The 24,009-nt window shown below is 35.7% G+C and carries 24 protein-coding genes; 6 read left to right on the top strand and 18 right to left on the bottom strand.

Annotation, left to right across the window (positions count from 1 at the left end; all coding sequences use genetic code 11):
• Nucleotides 1-32 precede the first annotated feature (32 nt).
• Together I600_RS01730 and I600_RS01725 are read left to right on the top strand one after the other, a co-directional pair.
• A complete protein-coding gene (locus I600_RS01730) occupies nucleotides 33-932 on the top strand; it encodes a DMT family transporter (protein ID WP_058102786.1) in 900 nt (299 codons plus the stop codon).
• Nucleotides 933-1,019: 87 nt separating this feature from the next.
• Nucleotides 1,020-1,631, top strand: coding sequence for a DEAD/DEAH box helicase (locus tag I600_RS01725; protein WP_058102785.1), 612 nt, complete (start codon nucleotides 1,020-1,022; stop codon nucleotides 1,629-1,631).
• 7 nt (nucleotides 1,632-1,638) lie between these two features.
• Here the strand turns inward: I600_RS01725 and I600_RS01720 are convergent, their stop codons facing one another.
• The 17 genes from I600_RS01720 to I600_RS01640 form a co-directional block, all read right to left on the bottom strand.
• Nucleotides 1,639-2,400, bottom strand: coding sequence for a patatin-like phospholipase family protein (locus I600_RS01720; protein ID WP_058102784.1), 762 nt, complete (start codon nucleotides 2,398-2,400; stop codon nucleotides 1,639-1,641).
• 26 nt (nucleotides 2,401-2,426) lie between these two features.
• Nucleotides 2,427-3,041, bottom strand: a complete 615-nt coding sequence (locus I600_RS01715; RefSeq protein WP_058102783.1) for a DUF6134 family protein — start codon at nucleotides 3,039-3,041, stop codon at nucleotides 2,427-2,429.
• Between the two features lie 161 nt (nucleotides 3,042-3,202).
• Entirely contained in the window at nucleotides 3,203-3,787 is a 585-nt protein-coding gene (locus I600_RS01710) for a DUF6515 family protein (protein ID WP_058102782.1), read from the bottom strand.
• Nucleotides 3,788-3,981: 194 nt separating this feature from the next.
• The gene (locus I600_RS01705) at nucleotides 3,982-5,880 is read right to left on the bottom strand and encodes a monovalent cation:proton antiporter-2 (CPA2) family protein (protein WP_058102781.1); all 1,899 of its coding nucleotides are present in this window, start codon (nucleotides 5,878-5,880) and stop codon (nucleotides 3,982-3,984) included.
• A 41-nt stretch (nucleotides 5,881-5,921) separates the two neighbouring features.
• On the bottom strand, nucleotides 5,922-6,473 hold the full coding sequence (locus I600_RS01700) for an NAD(P)H-dependent oxidoreductase (RefSeq protein WP_058102780.1): 552 nt from the start codon (nucleotides 6,471-6,473) through the stop codon (nucleotides 5,922-5,924).
• Between the two features lie 43 nt (nucleotides 6,474-6,516).
• The gene (locus tag I600_RS01695; protein WP_058102779.1) at nucleotides 6,517-7,140 is read right to left on the bottom strand and encodes a MarC family protein; all 624 of its coding nucleotides are present in this window, start codon (nucleotides 7,138-7,140) and stop codon (nucleotides 6,517-6,519) included.
• 161 nt (nucleotides 7,141-7,301) lie between these two features.
• Complete coding sequence (locus I600_RS01690; RefSeq protein ID WP_058102778.1) at nucleotides 7,302-8,417, bottom strand: esterase-like activity of phytase family protein; 1,116 nt, start codon at nucleotides 8,415-8,417, stop codon at nucleotides 7,302-7,304.
• 181 nt (nucleotides 8,418-8,598) lie between these two features.
• Nucleotides 8,599-9,378 carry an SDR family NAD(P)-dependent oxidoreductase gene (locus I600_RS01685; RefSeq protein WP_058102777.1) on the bottom strand — a complete coding sequence of 260 codons (780 nt, stop codon included), beginning with the start codon at nucleotides 9,376-9,378 and terminating at the stop codon, nucleotides 8,599-8,601.
• 93 nt (nucleotides 9,379-9,471) lie between these two features.
• Entirely contained in the window at nucleotides 9,472-10,434 is a 963-nt protein-coding gene (locus I600_RS01680; RefSeq protein ID WP_058102776.1) for a hypothetical protein, read from the bottom strand.
• Nucleotides 10,435-10,638: 204 nt separating this feature from the next.
• On the bottom strand, nucleotides 10,639-11,622 hold the full coding sequence (locus tag I600_RS01675; protein ID WP_058102775.1) for a zinc-dependent alcohol dehydrogenase family protein: 984 nt from the start codon (nucleotides 11,620-11,622) through the stop codon (nucleotides 10,639-10,641).
• A 168-nt stretch (nucleotides 11,623-11,790) separates the two neighbouring features.
• Nucleotides 11,791-12,636: an enoyl-CoA hydratase/isomerase family protein gene (locus I600_RS01670; RefSeq protein WP_058102774.1), complete on the bottom strand. Its 846-nt coding sequence runs from the start codon at nucleotides 12,634-12,636 to the stop codon at nucleotides 11,791-11,793.
• A 122-nt stretch (nucleotides 12,637-12,758) separates the two neighbouring features.
• On the bottom strand, nucleotides 12,759-13,625 hold the full coding sequence (locus I600_RS01665) for an AraC family transcriptional regulator (RefSeq protein WP_058102773.1): 867 nt from the start codon (nucleotides 13,623-13,625) through the stop codon (nucleotides 12,759-12,761).
• Between the two features lie 14 nt (nucleotides 13,626-13,639).
• A complete protein-coding gene (locus tag I600_RS01660) occupies nucleotides 13,640-15,283 on the bottom strand; it encodes an FAD-dependent oxidoreductase (protein WP_058102772.1) in 1,644 nt (547 codons plus the stop codon).
• A gap of 56 nt (nucleotides 15,284-15,339) precedes the next feature.
• Nucleotides 15,340-16,179 (bottom strand): DUF4437 domain-containing protein, encoded by an 840-nt coding sequence (locus tag I600_RS01655; protein ID WP_058102771.1) that lies wholly within the window; start codon nucleotides 16,177-16,179, stop codon nucleotides 15,340-15,342.
• A gap of 22 nt (nucleotides 16,180-16,201) precedes the next feature.
• A complete protein-coding gene (locus I600_RS01650) occupies nucleotides 16,202-17,215 on the bottom strand; it encodes a zinc-binding alcohol dehydrogenase family protein (protein WP_058102770.1) in 1,014 nt (337 codons plus the stop codon).
• Nucleotides 17,216-17,242: 27 nt separating this feature from the next.
• Complete coding sequence (locus tag I600_RS01645; protein ID WP_058102769.1) at nucleotides 17,243-17,917, bottom strand: NAD(P)H-dependent oxidoreductase; 675 nt, start codon at nucleotides 17,915-17,917, stop codon at nucleotides 17,243-17,245.
• A gap of 207 nt (nucleotides 17,918-18,124) precedes the next feature.
• A complete protein-coding gene (locus tag I600_RS01640; protein WP_058102768.1) occupies nucleotides 18,125-18,424 on the bottom strand; it encodes a putative quinol monooxygenase in 300 nt (99 codons plus the stop codon).
• A 186-nt stretch (nucleotides 18,425-18,610) separates the two neighbouring features.
• Between I600_RS01640 and I600_RS01635 the strand changes: the two genes are divergently transcribed.
• Nucleotides 18,611-19,507 (top strand): AraC family transcriptional regulator, encoded by an 897-nt coding sequence (locus I600_RS01635; RefSeq protein ID WP_058102767.1) that lies wholly within the window; start codon nucleotides 18,611-18,613, stop codon nucleotides 19,505-19,507.
• Here the strand turns inward: I600_RS01635 and I600_RS01630 are convergent.
• Entirely contained in the window at nucleotides 19,504-20,259 is a 756-nt protein-coding gene (locus I600_RS01630; protein WP_236973409.1) for an aspartate/glutamate racemase family protein, read from the bottom strand. The two genes, I600_RS01635 and I600_RS01630, sit on opposite strands and share 4 nt — an antisense overlap.
• A 240-nt stretch (nucleotides 20,260-20,499) precedes the next feature.
• On the opposite strand from I600_RS01630, the gene I600_RS01625 reads away from it, so the two are divergent.
• From I600_RS01625 to I600_RS01615, 3 genes are all read left to right on the top strand, one after another.
• The gene (locus I600_RS01625) at nucleotides 20,500-21,240 is read left to right on the top strand and encodes an SDR family oxidoreductase (RefSeq protein ID WP_058102766.1); all 741 of its coding nucleotides are present in this window, start codon (nucleotides 20,500-20,502) and stop codon (nucleotides 21,238-21,240) included.
• A gap of 109 nt (nucleotides 21,241-21,349) precedes the next feature.
• Complete coding sequence (locus tag I600_RS01620) at nucleotides 21,350-22,744, top strand: NAD-dependent succinate-semialdehyde dehydrogenase (RefSeq protein ID WP_058102765.1); 1,395 nt, start codon at nucleotides 21,350-21,352, stop codon at nucleotides 22,742-22,744.
• Nucleotides 22,745-22,975: 231 nt separating this feature from the next.
• A complete protein-coding gene (locus tag I600_RS01615; protein ID WP_058102764.1) occupies nucleotides 22,976-23,974 on the top strand; it encodes an NADP-dependent oxidoreductase in 999 nt (332 codons plus the stop codon).
• Nucleotides 23,975-24,009: the final 35 nt, after the last annotated feature.

Here is a 24,009-nt window from a genome sequence, read left to right as displayed (position 1 = left end):
AATAAGATAAAACCAATATCTTCGCGCGCATTATGTGGATGTACCTTGGACTTTTAGCGGCGTTATTTTTAGGATTACACAACTTATGCAAAAAACATGCTGTACAGGGCAATGAGGTTTTTCCTGTATTGTTGGGTACGATTTCGTCTGGGTTTTTATTGCTCCTGCCCTTTTATTTTGGCTCCTTGTTCTTCAAGGAATATATGTTATCCATAGATTTTTATATCACCAATATTCCTCTTGAAACTCACGGATTTATTGCAATTAAATCAGCGATCATGGCGGCATCATGGGTGCTGGCCTACCAAGCATTAAAACATTTGCCCATAACCATTGTTACGCCCATAAGATCTGCGGGACCATTTTTTACTTTTATAGGTGCCATCACCATTTATCAGGAAAAACCGAATTCATGGCAGTGGATCGGTTTTTTTCTTATCATATTTTCTGTGATTCTCTACTCACGAATCGGTAAAAAAGAAGGAATCCATTTTAAGCGAAATAAATGGATCTTTGCTATTGTTGGGGCAACTTTTTTAGGAGCTTCAAGTGGTTTGTACGATAAATTTTTAATTCAAAGCTTAGCCTTGAATCCGCAGACATTGCAATTCTGGTTTTGCTTTTACACAGTTCTATTTTTATTGATCATACTTACGGTAACTTGGTTTCCGTATGCCGAAAAAAGAAAGGCATTTACTTGGAAATGGACCATACCATTGGTGGGTATTTTACTTCAAATTGCAGATTACTTTTACTTTAAGGCATTACAGGATTCAGATGCATTGATCATGCTTTTATCGGCCATTAAACGAAGTCAAATTCTTATTGCCGTGGTCATAGGTGGCTTTATCTTCAAAGAGCAAAATAAACGTAAAAAACTAGTTCCGTTGGCAGGTATTATGCTGGGCGTTTTTCTAATACTGTATAGCTAGTGTTTAAATATTCCTTCTAATTGGTATTGCCCCCTTGTAGGTAGTATCTTTGCAAATGAACAGCTCGTTTAATTTGTATCATTAGCTATGGCATTTAAAAAACTGAATCCGCATTTACTTGAAAGGTTGACAGCATTGGCAATTGAAAAGCCCACTTCACTTCAGAAGAAGAGTATACCGGTTATTAAAAGTGGAGCAAATGTATATTGTTATGGTCCTAAGGAGAGTGGAAAAACCACCGCTTTAATTTTGACAACATTACAGAAATTACAATGTAAGGCAGAAGGAAATGCGCCTAGAGCAGTGGTCGTTGTTGAAAACAAAGAAAAAGTGCTGGAGCTCTATGATAAGTTTTTTGAGTATACCAAGTATACGGATATGAGGCTCTATGCCAGTTATAAAGAACTGCATATAGACATTCAGAAGTCGGAAATTTTTGAGGGAATCGATGTATTGATTACCACCCCTACTACCCTACATAAATTGTTTTTGTTAAATGGTGTAAGTACTTCACAATTAAAAATTTGCAGTATTGATGACGGTGATTTTTTAATTCAGAAATCCGATTATACCGCAATGGTTACGGTTTCACAAAGTATTAGAAAATGCCAGTATGTACTATATGCTGAAAAATTGTCTCCAAAATTAGAGCGATTTGAAGATTTCTTCATGGAACGCGCACAGTATGTCTCTGAGTAAATACGTTTTACTTTTTATATTCTAAATCCTTTAAAACCTTAATGGTGCTTTCGTAACCAATTTTGAAGATCGTATCTATATTACGCATATCAAAAGTTGCGAACTCACAAAGTTCATTAGGTGATATTACAAATTTACAAGTAGGGAATTTTGCAAGAGATTCTGCGGCTGATTTTATTTTGTATGCTCTTTCAAGAACATTGTAAGAATGTTTTAGGTCATTGATGGCTACAGGTTTAAGAGCGTTTACATAGCTGCCAATTATAGTTTCACAAGAGCTTAATAGAGGTTCTACAGGGAAATTGTTCAGTACACCGCCATCTATATAATAAGACCCTTCTATATCAATTGGAGAGAAAACACCGGGAAAAGTTGCCGAGGCTAAAATTGGTTTGATCAATTCTCCTTTTTCAAAAATGACCAATTCGCCCTTTATAATGTCGGTAGCAGTAATAAACAATGGTTTTGGTAAGGCGCCAAAATTATCATTTGGAAAAAACTTTTTAAACTCGTCATAAAACTTTTCGGTATCTAAAAATCCGGGTTTTCTTCTTGCGAACCTATTGGTGTGAAAAATTGGAATTGCCTTGAAAAAGTCTAAAATTTCTTGCCATTGAATACCACCTGCGTATAGGGCACCAACTATGGCACCTGCACTGGTACCTGAAATATGGGTCGGAAAAATATTATATTCTTCCAAGGCTTTTATGATTCCAATATGGGCTACACCCCTAATACCACCTCCAGATAACACTAATCCTGTATTCATGACCATTTATTTTAATAGGTTAAAATTCAATTTTCCGCCACTATTTCAAATTTTATCAATCCGCCATCAATTTCAGCCTTCTGTAAATATCCACCTTCATAATAGTACACATTTTCATGTTTTTTGGCGTTGATCTTTTTATAGACATGATTGCCTAAAGGTACAATGGTGTTAAAGCTACCATCTTGTTCAGAATAGCAACTATCAATACCTATTGGTTCTTTAAAATATAAAACTATGGTCGCGTAATGTATAGCATTTTCTATAACCGATTCTTTCTTTTTGTTTTTAGTAATTAGATAGGTTTTGTCTGCACGGTTAGTGATGATATCGGCATAGGGTTTATCATCTACCCCAATGATTACGCTAGCCTTTTTTAATAGGTTATCCTCAAATACAACATCATATTTATAATCTACTTCAATTTCCTTGATCACCCTTGTTTTAATTGCCGTAATACTTTGATAATGAGTTTTTGAACCATTAACAACTTTGGTAGCTTTTAGGGTGCCAATGGCTTTGTCTTTGTTGATAATGGTAAAGTTTAGGGTGTTCTTACTGGTATTAAAAGTATTTGAGGTAGCACTTAGCAGAGTCATAGCAAAAATGAAAATACCAAGTAGTTGATTTGTTGACAGCATTGGTTAATTATTGTTTTGATGATGAATAATGTAATGAAGTAGTAAATCTAACAAAACGTGTTCTTGTAAAAACTAACCGTTGTCATATTTCACTACTATTCATAAACAGAAAAGGCCTACCCATTATGGGTAAGCCCTTTACAAATTCAATTATAATCTAATTATTCCATATCAATAATACCTACCACTTCATAGGCTCTAGAACCGTCCAGTTGTATTTTTTCATAAAGTATGTTAGCATATTCATAGTATGTTAAACCGTCAATAGTAACTTTTTCATACCCGTCTGGTAATTCATAAACTACGGTGCCAATTTCTGGTTCAACTACCTCATATCCAGAATTTGCTTCAATATAAAAAGTGCCCCCTACATTAAAATAAAGTCGATTATTAAATCTTACTCTTACTGAATTAGCAGGTAAAGTGTTGATTCTAAATCCTACTTTTGGTGCAATAGCAATATATCTACCTCTAGAAGCCGTATAATATTTATTATTGGCATAGTAATAATTTTGACCATTGTGTCTAACCACGGTTTTATTAGGAATCGATCTCACCGAAACCACCTTTTTCGTTGGTGTTCTGTATACTACTTTCTTACTGGAAACCCTTCCAGGTGTTTTAGTTACAGTCCTGGTAGTGGTAGTTTTTGTTGTTGTTCTTTTACGTGTTTGGGCATTGCTAGGTAAAGCAAAAGCAATTAATAACAAACCAAGTATTGCATATGTTTTAGTATTTGTTTTCATCTGTTTTAGTTTTAAAAGTTAAACTTTACTTTATCGTTCCATACTTTGACAAGTAATATGGCAAGTGGTTTAAATGAAACAGATGAAAAAACTGTACTAATTGATGATTTAGGGAATTTGATCTACGAATGAGTAAATTGTATAGAAGTTTTAAGATTGAGTTTTGGTGGTACTTTACGCTATTGGTTTAGCGTTTAAGATTTGGCATTGTTCTGTTGGTTTTTCAATACTTTTCTAATAGACTCACTATCCCAATGAATATCATATTCAACAATGCCTCTTTTAAAATCCTCCTCCAATAATCGCTCTTGCTCTTCAAGTTCTTTTCTAACCTTAAAAAGGTAATCATCATCGCCTTTGGGTTCCATTGCCAGCCTTCTTAAACTAGATTCATCATATTTAATAAAATTCTGGACTTGTCTAATTAAGGTGTATTTTCTAAAACCTAGTTTACTTAAAACATCTTTTGCCAATGCTAAAGAGGTATCTAATGATTCTCGGTAAATATTCTCAAAGCCCAAATTCAGCAATTCATATGCATCATTTCTATTCTGGGCACGTATCATTAATTCTACATGAGGATATTTTTCTTTCACAAGTTTGGTAATTTCTTGTGTTATAGGAGGATTATCTATGGCGCATATCAATATTTTAGCCTTTGCAATACCTGCAGCTTCAAGAAGATCTATTCTAGTGGCATCACCATAATATACTTCAAAACCCATTTTGCGGAGTACATCTACCCTATTGGAGTCTTGATCTAATATAGTAGCTTCAATACCATGAGACCGTAAAAATCTTCCGACCGTACTTCCAAAATGACCAAAACCTACCAAAATAACATTTTGTGATTTCGCAATATGATCCATAGGTCTTTTGATGGATTCTTTAGTTCCAATTTTTGGTAAGATGAAACGTTCGTTTATGATACTGATAATGGGAGTAATGGACATAGTCAGTGCCGTGATTACCAGCATTATATCCATCTGTTCCTGATCTAGGATATTTAATTGAAATGCGAAGGATAGCAATACAAAAGCGAATTCCCCAATTTGGGCCAAGCTAAATGTTAACAACAAGTTTTGGTCCAGTTTTAGTTTGAATACCTTTCCCGTAATAAAAAGTATCAAAGCCTTTATCAATACTATTGCCAATAATATACCGCCAATGGTCAAAGGAATTTTGGCAATGACCACAAAATTGATGGACGCACCTACGGCTATAAAGAACAAACCTAAAAGAAGGTTTTTAAAAGGTTCAAGGTTACTTTCAAGTTCATGTTTGTACTCACTACTAGAAAGTACCACTCCGCCTAAAAAGGCACCTAAAGCAGGTGATAGACCAACATACTCCATTAAGAATGAAATACTGAATACGATTAACAAAGCAGAGGCAAACAGCAGTTCCCTTACTCCCGTTTTAGCGACTCTTCTTAACATGGGAACAATTAAATATTGACCGGCACCTATGATCAACACCACAGATAGAATAATGGCCAATGTTTGGTAGCCCATGGGCAAACCATCTAAAAGATTACCGGTAGTTTCATGACTATCTGTAGCTGCTTCAACCTCGGTATTGGAAAGCAAAGGAATTGCTCCCAACATAAAGATCACGATGATATCTTGAAATAATAATATGGAAAATGCCGAATTACCAAAGGTAGTTTCCATAAGGCCTTTTTCATCAATAGTTTGCATGGCTATAGCCGTTGATGATAAGGCAACCGCCATAGATATCACCAAGGCAACCTTCCAATCAAAATCAATTAGTATAAAAAAGAGATAAGAGAGCAGCATGGTCCCGGCAACTTGTAAACCACCCATACCAGCAATGGATTTACGCATATTCCAGAAGTTCTTTGGTTCAATTTCAAGCCCAATCAAGAAAAGCATGACCACTACCCCAAATTCAGCAAAATGAAGGATGTCTTCTCCCTCTTCACCTATAAATCCCAAAACATACGGACCAATTAAAACTCCGGCGATCAGATAGCCCAAAACAGAGCTCAAGCCTAATCTTTTAGCTATTGAGACACAGATGATCGCTCCCAATAAAAATACAATGGCATCAAAAAGAAGGCTTCCGGTCATAATTGGTTTGGTTTATTTGGTGCTTTTAATAGAACTCAAACTTAAGTACTAAGCACCGTCTTTTCATTTTGTAGGCTATCTATCAAAGAACTGTATTGCGAACCGTATTCGCTAAGCTGTTCATCAGTTAATCTATAGGTACCCATTACGGTAAATGGTTGTCTATAATTCATTAGACAAAGGTTGGCGGTCTGTTCAAAAGGTCTTAAAAACTCGGTAATGGTATAGCTATTGCTACCTTGTGAGCAATACAATTCTTTACTTCCACCGGTAGTAATGGCATTTAAACATATTTTTGAAGTTAGGGCCTTGCCCTTTGGTCCGTATGCCCAATTAAATTCCAACACCATATCTATCCATTGCTTTAATAAAGGCGGACAACTGTACCAGTACATTGGATGATGCCAAACGATTACATCATGTTCTTCCAATAATTTTTTTTCATAGGAAACATCAATATGAAAATCTGGATACTCTTCATACAAATCGTGAAAGGTTACACCCTCTTTATTTCTGATATAATTGACCAAAATGGTATTTGCCCTAGATTTTTCAAACTTTGGGTGAGCAAACAAAACAAGTACTTTTTTCATGTTATATCAATTAAGAATAATGACCTATGGTTTAGTAAGCCAATTACTTCGTAATTAAATTAAAGGAAATTTTAATACCCTCTATGATCATACCCGTACCAATAATGGCTATGATAAGACCCATTATTTTTCCAATTACCGAAATAACGTTAAAGCCAACTAATTTTACTATTAAATTACTAAGTCTGAACGTGAAATAAGTGAGAAGGCTCATAAAACCGAATACGGCAATAACTATAGCAATATGTACCGGTTGTGCACTGGACACAAAGTTCATTGCGGTAACAATAGTTCCCGGACCGGCCAAAATTGGAATGGCAAGTGGAGACACGGCAATATTCTCATCAATATTAACGTGTTTTATATTTTTTACGTTAGATTGTTTTGATTGTAGCATCTCAAAACCGATATAGAAAATTAGAATTCCGCCCGTGATCTTAAACGCAGGAATACTGATATTGAAAAGTTCAAAAATATACTTGCCTAAAAGCACAAATACCAATACAATAATAAACGCAATTAGGTTTGCTCTTTTATTGATATCTTCCTTAGTTTTATTATCGGCACCTTGAGTTAACGATAAAAAAACGGTCATGTTAGAAATTGGGTTTGTAATGGCAAAGAAACCAGTAAAAACGGCAATTGAAAATGTAATTAAGTCATCCATTATTCTGAGCAAAAATTAATCGTGCAAGAACTTCAATTCCATTTTAAATTCCTAAATAATTTTGAAACTTTTGGGAATTATTGAAAAATAAGAAAAGCTTGGACCATTTTAAAATTAATCTCATTTTTAAACTCAAATACTTTAAGGGTACAGGTTTTAAATTACTTGCCAATTTCAAACAAAATAAACTGATTGAGTTGACTGCCGTAAAGATTGAAGTTGTTATCGGCAACCACAATTAAAGACCTTTTACCATTTTCAAAATTTGGGCCAAACGTAATACCTTCAATATTGTCTACAACACCGTTTGTTAAATCATTTCGGATAGTATCAAAATTATACAAAAGCTTTTTGGTTGCCTTTGTGTAGTTTCTGTCTTTTAAACTTTTAAAATTACTTACGTCTGTTGCATTACTGGCATCTACATCATAAATTTTAACCGTGTTACCACCATCTTTGTACCCCATAGCGTAAGAACGTTCCAATACTAAAAACTTATTGGTATCATATTCCAAAATTTCTACAACACCGTTCAATTCAAAAGAATGCCCATTTATAGCTTGCCTAGCCACATTATCTAATTCGTACACTATTTCTTTTTCAAAACTACCGGTTTCTTTATTGATAAAAGCAATTCTTACTGGCGAATCAGTCTCGTCTACTGTTGGTTCATGGCCATCTTGTTTTAGTGGCAATTCCATTGCCGCCCAATACCCTTTTTGGTGATGACTTAAGGTTATACTTTCAAAAACACCATTATGACGAGGCCCAAACTTTGGGTCAGCGTGAATTAAATAGCGGTCTCTGATATCAATTTCTTTAACGAATTTTCCGTTTGAATCTGAAATACGTACAAATGGGTTTACTCCATTATTGATATTACCTTCACTAGTCCAAATGAACGAGCCGTTATCATATCTTAAAGATTCTGGATCAATACTTCCTTTAGAAAAACCTAGACCATTTTTATCTTTAAGGAGTGTGACCGATTTCATGAAGATGGAATCAAAGCCATTTAAGTCAAACGAAATCTCAGCCTGATAAAATCTTGGAGATTCAGTATCATCACTGATTAAATAATAACTGCCATTTGCATAATCAATACTGGATAAGCCACCAACTTTAGTACTGTTAAGAGCTGATTCTGCCGGCAGAACATACTCATCTACAAAACGTAAGTTTATAGTGTTTTCGGCTTTCTTGCTATCCTTTTTACCACCGCAAGACGTTATTATTAAAGCTGTGCATGCAAATAGCAATTTTACTACAATCCTCATTTTATTGGTGTTAATAGGGAAATTTTATTGGCACCGCCAAAGGGTATAATACCCCGAGGCTTGCCTCGAATTTAAAAGTTTGTTTCCTTTGAATGTCTCATGGGGTTATCCTGAGGTGTTTTACTTTAGCAAAATTATTCATAATAAAAAGGTTGTATCAAATTAAAAGAACAAAAAAGTCCTAAACCAATGTATTTGTTATAGAAAGTAAATTTTCAATTTTCTGAGTGTTGTATGCATCTGCGTGTGCTGTGGCATATGAACCTTTATCATTATCAAAATACTCACCTGATTTTGCTAAATCTGTCATACTTAAATTGTACAGAATGTCAACTCCTTTTTCTGCAGGAGACCAATGCTGCCCATAAGCTTCTTTAGCCATTTTGGTATTTAATAAGGAACCCGGATTTACCGCCACTACCGTGATTGATGGTTCTTGTTCCGCTAAATTAAAACTCCACATTGTTAATGCCAGTTTGCTTTGTGCGTAAGCTTCGTTGGCGCCTAAGCCCGTTTTGCCTTCTAACGCCTGTATGTTTATGGTAGTTTGCGCTGCAGAACTTAAATTCACAATTCTTGGTGCGTCCGATGCTTTTAAATTTGCTAATACGCTATTGGTTAATATATAAGGCGCAAAGTAATTTACCACAAACCGAATATCTGTAGTACCACTATTGCTGTTTGTCATTAAAACGCCTGCATTATTGACCAAAACATCAATTATTGGCATTTTTTCAGCAACTTCTTCAGCCATATTTTTAACCGCAATTAAGTCTGAAAAATCCGCTAAAAAGCCTATTACATTTTCATTATTAGATTGTTGTTTAATTTCTTTTAAAGTAGCGCTTAATTTAGCATCACTCCTACCGTGAATGGCAACAAAGTGCCCTTCTTTAGCCAAACGCAAGGCTAGTAATTTTCCTATGCCGTCTGTACTTCCTGTTATTAAAATATGTTTCATTGTATTTTTTATGTTGATGAAAACTGGCAATACAACTATAGCCAGTTTTATTGTTTCATTTTTGTCTAATATAATAAACTACGCTTGCTGTAATTAAAATGGTGCAACGGTATCTTTAGGACCGTCAGGTAGACTCCAACGTTGTCGAGCGGTAACGCTTTCCAATGCAACATCTTTAATGTTGTCATTGCTACTATTTCCGTAACTGCTAGTACTACCACGTGGTATTTGCATACGGTCTCCGTATAGCCACACAACTAAATTACTACGTTGTCCGCTTGTAATTGGGTGTGTTGCGTGTGGCACATTACCTCTATGTATGATGGCTTTTCCTGGCTCAAAAATAGCTTGTACCGTTTTTCCAGAAGCTTTATCATAAAAATCTACTTCAGATCCTGTAAACTTTTCATCCGGTAAGTTAATGTTGATATTCAAGGTAGCGGCTGAAGCATCGGTATGTGCGTGTAAATCCTTGTCCTTATCTGGATTGTACTGGATTGAAAATCCAAAAGTCTGATTGTCATAACCGTAAGTTCCCAATAATAAACGTGCTATCGGACGCATAAAACGGTCCATCATATCATTATAAAAAGCCTGAAAATTAGGTGCTGCCAAATGCCCTTCAGAACGAGGGTCTAGCATCATTCCATATCGGTTTAGCTGTATGCCATAAGGCGCACGTTTTGGTACTCTTGAGTTTGCAATAGCTTCTAAGTAGTTGCGAAAATCCGCTAGACGATCTACATCAAAAAACTGCGCTACATAAACTCCTGGTATAACTTCTTCCCATAAATCGGCAACAGCAGATTCTTTTTCCGGATTTTCCCAAGCGTCCTTAATTGCTTTACGTAAACTCGGATCTAGCAAAGTTTCGTCAGGAACTAGTAAATCGTCTTTGTTTTCTATTTCCCATTCTGCCCAAGCAGCTTCTAACAATTTACGGTTTTCATTCCAAAATTGAGAAACAGATGGATCGCGTCTTAAGGATAATTCTCTTGATGGTACTTCTAGCACACGAGCTTCAGCAAGTGCATTGGTATGTTCTATTGTTTTCATAATTATATGTTTTAAGTATAGCTACTGCTATTGTTTTTATCTACAACAAAATTAAGCACAGACCCCTGTTTGACTTTGGTAGTAAAAATGGAGGTTTTAGTAAAAAACAAGGTTTTGCTATGTATTAAATGAAAAATGCCTCTTTTTAGAGGCATTTAACACTATTAATCAACCATAAGGATACATTGCAAATCCCTATTGTTTTTAGTTCTCAACTACTATTTTACCAATAGCTTTTCCGCTTTGTAAATGTGCGTAAGCATCACCAACTTCTTCTAAGGAAAACTTGTTTTCATCTACTATTGGCGTTAAATGTCCTTCATTAGAAATTTCAGCTAAACGCTCTAAAATAGTAGCGTGTTCCTCTCTTTTAAAATTGTGCAACATTGGTATTAGCATAAATACTACGTGTAATGATGCTCCTTTAAAATGCAATGGCGTTAAATCTAATTCACATAACGACACCGTAGTAGAAATGTGTCCGTTTAAGGCAATAGCTTCAATAGAATTGGTAAGGTTTGCACCACCAACCGTATCAAAAACCACATCAAAACCACCATCGGTATATTTTGCTGTGTAATCTGCTACTTTTTCAGTTTTAAAATCGATGAAGGTTGCACCAAATTTTTCAACAATAGCTTTTTGATTATCACCAGTACCTGTAGCAAAAACTTCTGCTCCAAAATACTTTGCCAATTGTACCGCTAAATGACCAACACCACCAGAACCACCGTGTACCAATACTTTCTGACCTTCTTTTACCCCTGCTCTTGTTAAACCTTCGTAAGCTGTAATAGCTACTAATGGTAAGGCTGCAGTTTCTCGCATAGTTAAGCATTTTGGTTTGTGCGCTACGAGGTTGCTATCTGCTACAATATATTCCGTTAAGGTTCCAGGTAAATCGGCTAATCCGCCAGCGCAACCGTACACTTCATCGCCTACATTCAAACCTTCTACGCCATCGCCAACTGCTTCAACAGTTCCTGAAAAATCCATACCTAATAAGGCTGGTGTAGCTGGTGATAATGGTAAATCGGTTCCCATATTCTTAATCATAGTGTCAATTGTATTTACACTAGATGCCGCTATTTTTACCAATACGTGATTTGCCTTTACTGTTGGTTTTTCAATTTCTGATACTTCGAAATTTCCGTTTTCTCCGTAGTTGTTTATAAGCATTGCTTTCATAATCTTTCTTCTTTTTATTGTTTTAATCTGTTTATTTGTGGAAATATCTCTAGCCTTAGACAGAGACTTTATTTTATTCGCTTTTCCTTTTCGCTGTGCGCAACACGCTCTACGCAAACTGCGATATGCGATTGGCGTAAAGTGTGTAGCGCAAGGCGCTCGGCGCCCTTAATTTACTTCTTGAATATCCATTACCATTTGTTCCCAATTCTTTTGGTTGTTATGGTCAAACTGAGCGCCATTCTCATCGGCGTAGGTGAATCTTTTTATGGCAGGTGTTCTGCTCGTAGCCTGAAACAATTGGTAGGCTTCTTCTTTTAAAGCCTCTTTAATTGGTAAGTCTATGGATGCATAAACTGCACGTTTACTAGCTGCAATAGAATCTGCCGGAAATTTAGAAATGCGCTCTGCCAAAGCATCTACATAAGGTCCTATTTCGTCTGCATCTAATGCTTTGTTAATAGTTCCGAACTTTTCAGCTTCGTCTGCATCCCAATCTTTGGCACCTAAAATAATTTCCAATGCCTTACCTAAACCTGTTTGTCTTGCCATACGTGAAGCTCCGCCACCACAAGGTAAAATGCCCATACCTACTTCCATTTGCATAAATTTGGCTTTACCTCTTGCTGCAAAACGCATATCCAGTGCCAAAGCCATTTCGTGTCCGCCCCCACGTGCAAAACCTTCAATTTTAGCAATAGTTGCTTGCGGTACGTTGCTTAATCTTTCTAATACAGCTTGTAAGTCTAATAACTGTACTTCGTTTCTTGGCACCGCTTCCATAGACATATCTCTAAGTAAGTTGGTATCATAATGACATACCCAATAATCTGGATTTGAAGATTCAAAAACTACTACTTTTACGCTTCTGTCGCGCTCCAGTCGTAAACAAAGACTACTTAAATCTGCAAGCATTTCTTGCCCTTGTACGTTTACAGGACCAAAATTGATAGTCACTGTTAAAATTCCTCCTTTTTGTTCTGCTTTAAATGTTTGAAAATTCTTGTATTCCATAGTATTGAGTTTTTGGTTAATTATTGTTCTGTTAGTATTACAGGACAAAGTTACCTAGGCACTCAAGCTTTGGATAAGTAAAAAACAAAGGGCTTTTAGTAAAAAAAGAGGTAAATGGTAATTTATTGGGAAATACTTGCCTTATAAGCACCAATAGTCATCCCCTTATAACTTTGGAAAGTCTTGTTAAGGTGACTAGAATCTGTAAAGCCTAATTCCATTGCAATTTCTGAGAACTGCAGATCCGTATATTTTAATCGGGTTTCTACCAGTTTTAATTTGTAGTTAAGAATGTACTTTTTTAGCGACACATCAGTATGTTTTTTAAAATATTCACTGATGTAATTGTCCGCCATATGAAACTCTTCTGCCAAGTTTTTGGTGGTCAGCAATTCCGGATTGTAAATATTGGTGTGAATAAAGTTGATGATTTGCTGAATTTTAGAAGACTCCACAATTTTGGTACTCATATCAGCATTTAGAAACTGAATGTTACGGGCAATAACGTGAAGAATTACAGAAAGTGAATTTTGAATGATAAACAGATCGTATGATTTCTTTTTATCGTTTTCTGCAGCCACCATTTTTATCAATGATAATAAATGTATTTTGTCCGATTCGGTTTCAAAACGCATTTCACGTAATTGATGACTTTCACTGTTTAGAATCCCTTCAATTTTACGAAACCAATCGTTCACTGGAAGATTTGCATTTTGTGGCGCATCTCCCCTAAAAAAGCTTTTCAAGAATTTAATGGCAATGGTAGTAGTTGCCGATTCCGGATTTACGATATAAATATCATCTGGTACAAAAACAAAAATGCTGTTAGCCGAATAGTTTACTGTTTTCCCATTAATCTTTATGGTGCCGCTACCCTTTTCAAAATACACGATTTCAAAAAACCTGATGGTAGTATACTTACAAAACTCAAAAAAGGTTTGGTCTTTGTATTCTTGAATTACAATATTTTCGATTATGGTACGTGGCATAGGGCTTAAAAGTACTATATAGTTTTGGCTTCGGTTTCAAGCGCTAAAAATTTATGGATGTCACTAACTACAATAGACCCTTCACCTACTGCCGAAGCTACACGTTTAACCGACCCGGAACGCACATCGCCAACAGCAAAAAGTCCTGGTAAACTGGTTTCAAAAGTGTAAGGCTTTCTATGTTTAAAAACTGATTCGCCATTTAAAGCATTGTCGCAAATAGTGAGCCCTGTATGTACAAAGCCTTTAGCATCTGTGTCTATAATGTTGTCTAACCACTCCGTACACGGTTTTGCGCCAACAAATGTAAATAGGTAATTAATGTTGTTTTGGACTAAAGTATCGTTTTGCTTGATTTCTACCTTTTCCAAATACGTATCGCCGTCAACCTTAACGACATTACTACCTGTTAAAACTTCAATATTATCACATGCGAAAATTCGCTGCACTAGATAGTCGCTCATTTTTGCACCAATATCCTCGTTTCTTATGATTACATATACTTTATGCGCATGGTTTGCTAAAAACAATGCCGCCTGACCTGCGGAGTTGCCACCGCCCACAATACCTATTTCGCTGTTTTTACACATATTGGCATGCATTGAAGTGGCGCTGTAGTACACTCCGGAACCTTCAAATTTTTCAATACCTTCTAAAGGCAGTCTTCTATACGCGGCACCTGTTGCGGCAATGACCGTTTTAGCCTTTAATATAGATGTGTTGTTAGAATTAACTTCGTAATAACCATTTTTGCGCACTATGCCCTCTACCCTATGCGGCACGGATATGGTACAACCAAATTTTTGTGCCTGTATATAGCCATTATTCGCAAGGTCACGTCCTGAAATTCCGGTAGGAAACCCAAGATAGTTCTCAATTTTAGAACTTTTACCGGCTTGTCCGCCAGGGGAATTACTATCTATGGTCAACACTTTTAAGCCTTCTGAAGCGGCATAAACACTAGCAGCCAAGCCAGCGGGACCAGCACCTACCACCAGAACATCATAAATATCATCATCCAATTGTAATCTAACACCGGTACACGTACCAATTTCATCTATGGATGGGCGAACGGAAATCTCATTCTGACTATTGATCAAAACTGGCAGGTCAGATTCTTTTAAATTGAAAGTTTCCAATAGCTGTACCAATCCGTCTTCTTTATCAGAATCAATAAAATTGTACCAAATATCATTCTTATCCATGAAATCACGAATAGCATAGGTTTCATTGGAATGTTCAGAACCAATGAGCTTAATACCCTGAACATTGTTTTTCAGCGCATCTTCACGCAATAAAAATGCATTCAGAAGTACATCGCTAATATCACTGAATTTGGCAATGGCACTTTTTAGATTATCAGGACTAATTCTTATAAGCTGGGTATTTGCCAAGGTTTCACCACAAACCCCAACGGCTCTGTGCGAAAGAATACTACTTGAACCTGAGAATTGATGCCTGGTATGAATGGCAATATTTTCATTTTTTTTATCAGGATCAATAATTCTGATTCCGCCAGTAAGCACCACAAAAAAATCATAATGCCGGTTTCCAAAATCCAAAACGACCGTTGGCTCCTTATAGAACTCTATTTCACCGTACTTCTTAAGTTTTTCTACCTGAACATTGGTTAATTCAGGAAATTTTGGATCGATCATAATTGGTTTGATTGTTTAGATAGTGATAACCTTGAACATAAGATAATGTTTGTAATCTATTTTACCTCATAATCTCCATTACTTCTAATGTAGATAACTGTTTCTTTAGCTGTGGAAATGATTGAAGTTGCATTTTCTTCAGCTCCAAAATAAGAACCGGGCTGCAACTCATTTTTAGTATCTTTTTTAGAAAACTGATGTGTTACTTCACCAGAAATGACCACTGCTCTAAAATTAGGACTTAAGTTTTTAATCTTTCCATTAAAACCAGCTGGCAATTTTAAAAGTGCGGCACGTAGCTGATTTTTTTCGTGACTTCCCCATAAAAATGCAGTTTCTACATTGCTCTTTTCAGAAACCCATTGGATGTCGTTAGCATTTAACCAAACCAAGTTTGTTTTATCAACATTTACAGGTCTTTCGCCATTATCAAAAGCTTCTGATGTTGGTTTTACCAAATACGGACCTTCTTGAATGTCTAAAAAAGCTAAATTTTCTTCACCGTCAGCAGCGGTAATATGCGCTTCTCCCGCTGGCTGTTGCCAATAAGAACCTGCTGGCAGGCATTGTTTCTCGGCATTCTCATCATCATTATGTAACAATCCCTTAATTACTACACCTCTATAGGTTATATTGTGAATATGTGGTGGTGATGAAAATCCTTTTTTGAATTTCACCAAAAATCCCGCTGGTTCGTTTTTGGTTCTGTCGCCCCAAAGTTCTCGTGCAGCCGGACTTTTATCGCCTCGCAAAGGGTTTAACCAACCCCACTCTACATTATCTGCGGTTACCACTTCATTTACAGACTTAATGTCGTCTGTTGTTGGTGTTTGTGCAGTTATCTTGTTACTTGCAAATACAGCCGCTACAGCTAAAATTGATAATATATTTTTCATTTTATTTTCAGTATCTAAATAGTTAATCTTGAAATCCTTCTAAAACAATTTTGCCTTTTGCTTTTCCGGTCTCTAAAAAAGCGTGTGCTTTTCTAAGATTTTCAGCATTTATAGTCCCGAAGTTTTCTCCCAAAGTGGTTCTTACTGTTCCGTTGTCTATAAGCTCAGAAACTTCGTTTAAGATATTATGTTGCTCTATAATATCATCGGTTTGGAACATAGAGCGTGTAAACATTAACTCAATGTGTGTAGATACCGCTTTACCCTTAAAAGGCATCACGTTTAATGATTTTGGGTCATCTATAAATCCAAATTTCCCCTGTGGTTTAATCAGTTTAGCAATTTCATCCACGTGATGTTCCGTGGCATTTAAACTCACTACGTATTCAGGTGCTGGCAAGTGGTATTTTACAAATTCATCACTAAGCTTATTTCTGTGATTAATTACCGTATCTGCACCCAATTCTTTTAACCAAGAAGTAGTTTCTTCTCTAGAAGCGGTACCAATAATATTCAATTTTGTAAGCTTTTTAGCCAGTTGCACCAAAATAGAACCCACGCCACCAGCAGCACCAATAACCAAAATAGATTTTTTGGCATCATCTTTAGAAACCTCTAATCTATGAAATAGCATTTCGTAAGCCGTTAGCGTAGTTAATGGTAAGGCAGCGGCTTCAGCAAATGATAAACTTGCAGGTTTCTTACCTACAATACGTTCATCAACCAACTGATATTGGGCATTACTACCTTGTCGGTTTAAATCACCAGCATACCAAACTTCATCACCTACTTTAAAAAGAGATACATCTTCTCCTACTTCCTTAACAACACCTGTGGCATCCCAACCAATAACACTCCATTCTCCATCTGGAGCTGGTCTATTGGCTCTAATTTTATAATCTACAGGGTTTACCGAAATGGCTCTTACTTCAACTAAAATATCTCTACCAGTTGCTTTTGGCGTTTCTACTTCTATATCTTGAAGCGAATTAACATCTGTTTCCGGAAGATTTTCTTTATATCCTATTGCTTTCATAAATGTGATTTTTAAATGAACTTGTCCTTATTTCCAAGTTACGATATCATCAAAATTCCTTCTAGATTTTGGAAACTCTGGGTCTGCTTTTCTATATCCAAAGGCGGCCATAAAAGCTAGTCCGTATTTATCGGTATCAATTCCAAATTTCTCCTGTAATAAAGCCTCTGCTTTTTCCTGATGAAATCCTTCAATTGGGCAAGAATCTATGCCTGTTAGTGCCGCTGATGTCATCATATTACCCAATGCAATATAGGTTTGCTTAGAAGACCAATCGAATAACTTTTTATCCGTATTCAGGTTAAAATCGCGCTCCTGAAATTCCCTATAAAATTTAGAGTACATTTCTATAACTTCGGCAGGCATTTGTTTTACCTCTTTCATCATGTGTTCTATGTAAGGCGCATTGTGTTTTACCATTGGTGCTTTCATAGCCAAACCTAAAACAAAGTGACTGGCAGTATCTAATTTTAAAGGAGCGCCCCAAGCAACCGGTTTTAAAAGCTCTCTTAACTCTTTGTCTTGTACGACCACAAAATGCCAAGGCTCAAAACCAAATGAACTAGGCGATAAATGTGCCGTTTCTAAGATGAATTTCATGTCGGCATCAGAAATGGTCTTTGTAGCATCAAATTCCTTAGTAGCGTGTCTGTAATTAAAAGCGTTTAGGATGTCTTCTTTGGCAATATTAGGTGTGCTCATTATATATATTTTATGTCTGTTATTTAATTTTGAGACAAAGATATATAGGTAATGAGCCTATGTTGTAGTATAAAAAAAGGTGATGTATGTACAAAAACAGGTTTTAGAGCAATCAAATATTAAAATATTGCCAAAATAAGCTGTAAGCCAATATAAATAGTGGTTTATATTATATGTTTTAGATATAAAACCTTTATTTTTACTAGTCTAGTTGGTAAGCTCCGTCATTTTGTAAGCAGTAACATTCTCTAATTTATCTTTAGAAATAATTCTATATGCCGCAATGTGGTCACTTTGAGAATGTTTGGTTAAATATTCTTGATTTACCCATTTTTCATGAAATAGGAATAGGTTTGGGTTGTCATTATCTTGGTGTAAATCATAAGCAATACAACCTTCTTCGCCTCTTGTAGGACTAATAAGCTTTAGTAATTCAGCTTTTATTTCTTCTCTATATGCTTCTTTTACTAAAATATGTACTACTAGGGTTAAATAAGATTTCTTCATGAAAATGTTTCTAATTAAATGATTTGAAAATAGGAAAAATAAAAACTAAAACTAAGTAAAATAAACTTCAGCTTTTAAATAAAAGGTAAGTGAGATAAATGTAACATGTATTTTTTAAGGTTGTTTTTGATGTTTTGTATTCAATTTTATACTTATTTTGTAATTTTCCATCCAAATGTTCGTAAAATGCAGGTATTAGAAGCACATAAACCTTTTGAAATACAAGAAATTGAATTGACTAGCTGGAAGCAACGCCCGGTGAAGAACAATTTTTTTGAACTGGTTTTAATTAAAGAAGGTGAAGGTACGCAGTGCATAAACTATAATGACTATAACTATAGTAAAAATAGTATGTTTTTGTTACCACCCTTAAAGTGCCATTCTTTTACCATAGAAAAACCTACACGTTTTATTTTTTTAAAGTTAACCGATTCGTTTTTTAAAAATGCGAATAGGATAACCATTGATAGAAATGAATGGTTTAAAGAAGCGTCGTACATACTATCTAACTACAATCAATTGCCAGGCGATATCATTAAGAACGAAATGGATCGTAACTATCTAGAAAATTTAATAGGTATGATTCTTCAAGAGTCTAGAAATTATGGAGAAGAATCTATAAACTTGGTCACTAGTTTAATGACGAGTATTTTAGAAATTTTGATTCGCAATATTAAAAAGAGCAATTATTTTGAATTACCAAAGAACCAAGTTGATGATCGCATCACTAAAATGCTCACCTATATTAATACCCATATCGATAAGACAGAATTATTAAAGGTCGAAAATTTAGCCAAGGTATTTAACATGTCGCCCACCTATGTAAGTGAATATTTTAAAAAACAAGTAAGTATGTCTTTACGTGAATATATAATAAAGGCAAAATTGAAATTGGTTGAAATTCGCCTCTTAAATTCAGACTTTACCCTTACCCAAATAGCAGATGATTTAGGTTTTACAGATGTAAGTCATCTTTCAAAAACCTTTAAACGTTACACAGGCTCATCTATTCGGGATTTTAAAATTAAAGGCGAATATATGTTATTGAAAAGAGCAACTTGTATGCCTGCTATGCATACTTAAACTAATTGTTCCATTTTTTTAGATTCTCTGATAAGGGCACTTGCCAATACCGTAGTGGCATCAATAATTAAACTGTTTTCTATTTTTTCATATTGAATAGCTAATGGAATTTCGGTACAACCTAATATTACCGCTTGGGCACCTTTTCTAGATAAATATGTGGCTGCCATACTCAAATTTTCTTTTGCCTTTTGATGAACAGGATTAGAGAAAGCCTTTATACCATAACTAGTATCATAAATTGACGGATGCACAAATAAATCTTGAATATCTTCAGAAGGTTGTATTACCTCAATACCGTATTTTGACAGTACTTCAGGATATACTTTCGCCAAAATTGTACCAGTAGTTCCCAATACACCTACCCTAGTAATTTCTGGATGTTTTTCCGAAATATATTTACCAACTTCCTCAATTAAGTTTACCAAAATACAGGATTCAGGAATGCTCTTTTCAATGAAACTTAAAATAGGCTTGGCATGCGCGGTGTTGCAGGGAATACCAATAATACCGGCTCCACTAGCAATCAACGAAGCTATGATTTCAGAAATGGCAATGCCAGGGTTCACATCGGTCTCACCCAATAAAAATTTGGTACGATCAATAATTTTATGAGGTACAGATAGCATAGATACCGGTAAATGTTCTTGATCAGATGTGGCTTCCGTAAGGTCGTAGACTTTTTTAATTAAATCTATGCCCGCATAACTACCAACACCACCCACAATGCCTATCATTTTGTTTGTCATCATAACTCTACCTTTATTTAGAAAAAGAAATAAGGCGTCAAATTAATGGCATTTAAATAAGTAATGGTCTTAATAAATCTATAATTTCTTCAGTATCCTTTTTAACACTCTAAATAGCAGGTTTTTTTTGACTTAAATCAATAAAGAAGTATCGTAAAACTATATACGTCAATAGTTGAGTTCATCTGGTCAATAGAACTCAAAAACTGCTCCTATCTTGTGCTTAAATCAAATTAAAACGTAATGAAAATAGAAGATAAAGTAATTATTATAACAGGAGCATCTAGTGGTATTGGTAGAGCTACAGCAATGAAATTAGCGGATAATGGAGCTAAAGTAGTTTTAATGGCACGTAGTGAAGATGAATTGAACGATTTAAAATCAGACATCACCAAAAAAGGTGGAGAAGCTCTTGTGGTTACCGGAGATGTAACTAAAAAAGAAGATTTTGAAAAGGTCGTTTCCAAAACAAAGAGAGAATACGGTAAAATTACAGGATTGGTCAACAATGCAGGTTTAATGCCGTTATCGTTTGTTGAAAAATTGAAGACAGACGAATGGAATAAAATGGTGGATGTTAACATTAAAGGTGTATTAAATGGTGTTGCGGCAGTGCTACCTGCATTGAAAGAAAATAAAGGCGGTAATATCATAAATATATCGTCTATGGCCGCCAACAGGTATTTTCCTGGTGGAGCGGTGTATTGTGCAACGAAATCTGCAGTGAAAATGTTTTCGGAAGGTTTGCGCCAAGAATTGGCACCAAAATATGGTATCAACATTACCTCTATAGAACCTGGTGCGGTGGCTACAAATTTAACCAGCACGATAACCGATGAGGATATTAAAGATAAGATGAAGGAAATGCAAAAAATGGAAACGCTTGAGGCGGAGGATATTGCAAATTCCATTTATTACGTGTTAACTCAGCCAGCTAGAGTAAATATCAACGATGTTTATTTAGTGCCAAGCGAGCAACAGTAAACAATCTCTGGGGTAAGCCCCAAAGCTATGAATTGAAAACAAATTAATATTTCCGCTTAATCAATGAAGTATTAAAACCTCGATTATCGAGTAACTTAAAAATAACATTATGTCTACGACAACAAAACAAGATACATTTAAAACAATTAACCCCACAACGGGAAAAGAAATAGCATCTCATGCATACATGACCGATGACCAAGTTGAAGAAAGCATTCAACAATCTCATAAGGCTTTTCTAAAATGGAAGATGAAAAGCGTTGAAGAACGTGGTGAAATCATAAAAGCAATTGGTAAGGAGCTTCAAAATTATAAGAAAGAACTTGCGGAGTTAATGACCGATGAAATGGGAAAATTACTTAAGCAAAGTAATCAAGAGGTCGACTTATGTACTGCAATATGTGAGTACTCTGCAGAACACGCACCAGAGTTTTTAAAGAATGAAGAGCGTGAACTATCAAATGGAGGAAAAGGAATTATCACCTATTCCCCTATGGGAATTATTTACGGTATACAGCCTTGGAATTACCCTAGTTATCAAGTATTGCGATATACTATTGTAAACCTAATGGCAGGTAATAGTATTTTACTGAAACATGCATCTAACGTAACCGGTACTGCTAAATTATTGAAGACCATTTTTGATACGGCTGGTTTGCCAGCACATCTTTTCAATGTCCTGGTTATAGAACATGACCAATCGAATGCCATAATCGAAAATGATTTGGTTAGAGGTGTTACCCTGACCGGAAGTCCAGTGGCAGGTGAGAAAATTGGAGAAAAAGCAGGTGCCCAACTAAAGAAAACGGTTTTGGAATTAGGTAGTAACGATGCTTATTTGGTACTGGATGATGCAGATATAGATGTAGCGGTAGAAAAGAGTGTCATGGGACGTATTTATAACAATGGGGAAACCTGTATTGCTGCCAAACGATTCATAGCTACCGAGAAGGTATATGATGAATTCAAGGAAAAATTCGTAAAAGCCATGGATGCCTTAAAAGTAGGAGACCCAAAGAATGAGGATACCGAGTTGGGACCAATGGCTCGTGAAGATCTTAGAGAGAAAATTCACGAACAAGTACAAGAAAGTGTAGAGAAAGGAGCCAATGTATTATGTGGAGGAAAAATACCAGACGGTGAGGGTTACTTCTACCCTGCAACGGTACTTGCCAATGTTACGCCGGGGCAACCAGCGTATGATGATGAGTTGTTCGGACCTGTGGCTTCATTAATTAAAGCGAAAGATAATGAAGATGCCATGCGTATAGCCAATGACAGTAGATTTGGCTTAGGTGGTGGTATATTTTCTAAAGATATAAAGAAGGCGACAGAACTTGCTGAAAAACATTTTGACACCGGTATGGTATTTATAAACTCATTTGGTCTGGCAGAACCAAGTATGCCATTTGGTGGAGTGAAAGATTCAGGATATGGTAGAGAACATGGCGGATTTGGAATGAAGGAATTCGTAAATGTGAAATCTATAATGATCATGGAATAATAATTAAGTTTTAAAAGCACCTAAATGGTGCTTTTTTTATACCTGTTCTACAGTTCAATTTTTTAAAGCTTTGTTAATAAATGAATATTCATTCTTTTTTTGAATACCTTTGAACTGTAGTTAGAAATAGCGAAAAATACACTGGAATTCTAAGTGAGTAAATGCACTTTTTAAAACGGTATAGACCAGCGTTCCAGTTGTAGAATTATTATATAATTTAAAAGATAACTTATGAATAAGTCAATTAATTTAAAACAACGTCCGGTAGGAACCCCTACCCTTTCCGATTTTGAATTTAAAGAATTGGACAATGAATTAAAGGTCTCTGACGGTGAGCTTTTATTAGAGTCGAAATATATATCCGTTGACCCCTATTTACGCGGTAGAATGAGCGATGCAAAATCATACGTTCCTCCATTTAAAGTGGGAGAACCTATAAGTTCCGGTATTGTAGCAGAAGTGTTGGAATCTAAAAATGGTAATTTCCAAAAAGGAGATTTTGTTTCAGGTCTATTACAATGGAAAGAGAAGCAAATTTCTACAGGCGAAGGCTTGCAGAAAATAGATAAAAGCAAAGCACCATTAAGTGCCTTTTTAGGTATTGTCGGTATGACCGGATTGACCGCCTATTTAGGCCTTCATGAAATTGGGAAGCCTAAAAAAGGTGAAACCTTGGTAGTATCTGGTGCTGCGGGTGCTGTGGGTAGTGTTGTAGGACAGATCGGTAAAATTCTTGGTTTAAATGTCATCGGTATCGCTGGAACTGATGAAAAAATTGATATGCTGAAATCAGAATTCGGTTTTGATCACGGTATCAATTACAAAACAACCAAAGATATGAAAGCTGCTATTAAAGAAGCAGCACCAAACGGAGTGGATGTCTACTTTGATAATGTTGGCGGACCAATATCTGATGCGGTATTATTCAATATAAATCAGTTTGCCCGTATTATTATCTGTGGGGCTATATCGGTCTACAATAAAACCGAATTGCCCATGGCGGTAGCCGTACAGCCTTTCTTGGTAAAGAACAGTGCATTAATGCAAGGGTTCATTGTGTCTAATTATGCCGACAAATTTCCACAGGCAATGAAACAATTGTCTACATGGTTGGGCGAAGAAAAACTGACCTATAAAGAAACAATAGTAGAAGGTTTTGATAATACGCCACAAGCATTCTTGGATATGATGGATGGTAAGAACAAAGGTAAAATGATAGTAAAAGTCTAATAATAAGACTTCAAAATAATTGCGTAACTAAAAAG

The organism is Maribacter dokdonensis DSW-8 (assembly GCF_001447995.1).
In the GTDB taxonomy this organism is placed as follows: Bacteria; Bacteroidota; Bacteroidia; order Flavobacteriales; family Flavobacteriaceae; genus Maribacter; species Maribacter dokdonensis.
The sequence above is the reverse complement of the archived record's forward strand: the minus strand, read 5'-3'. Positions and strand labels throughout refer to the sequence as shown.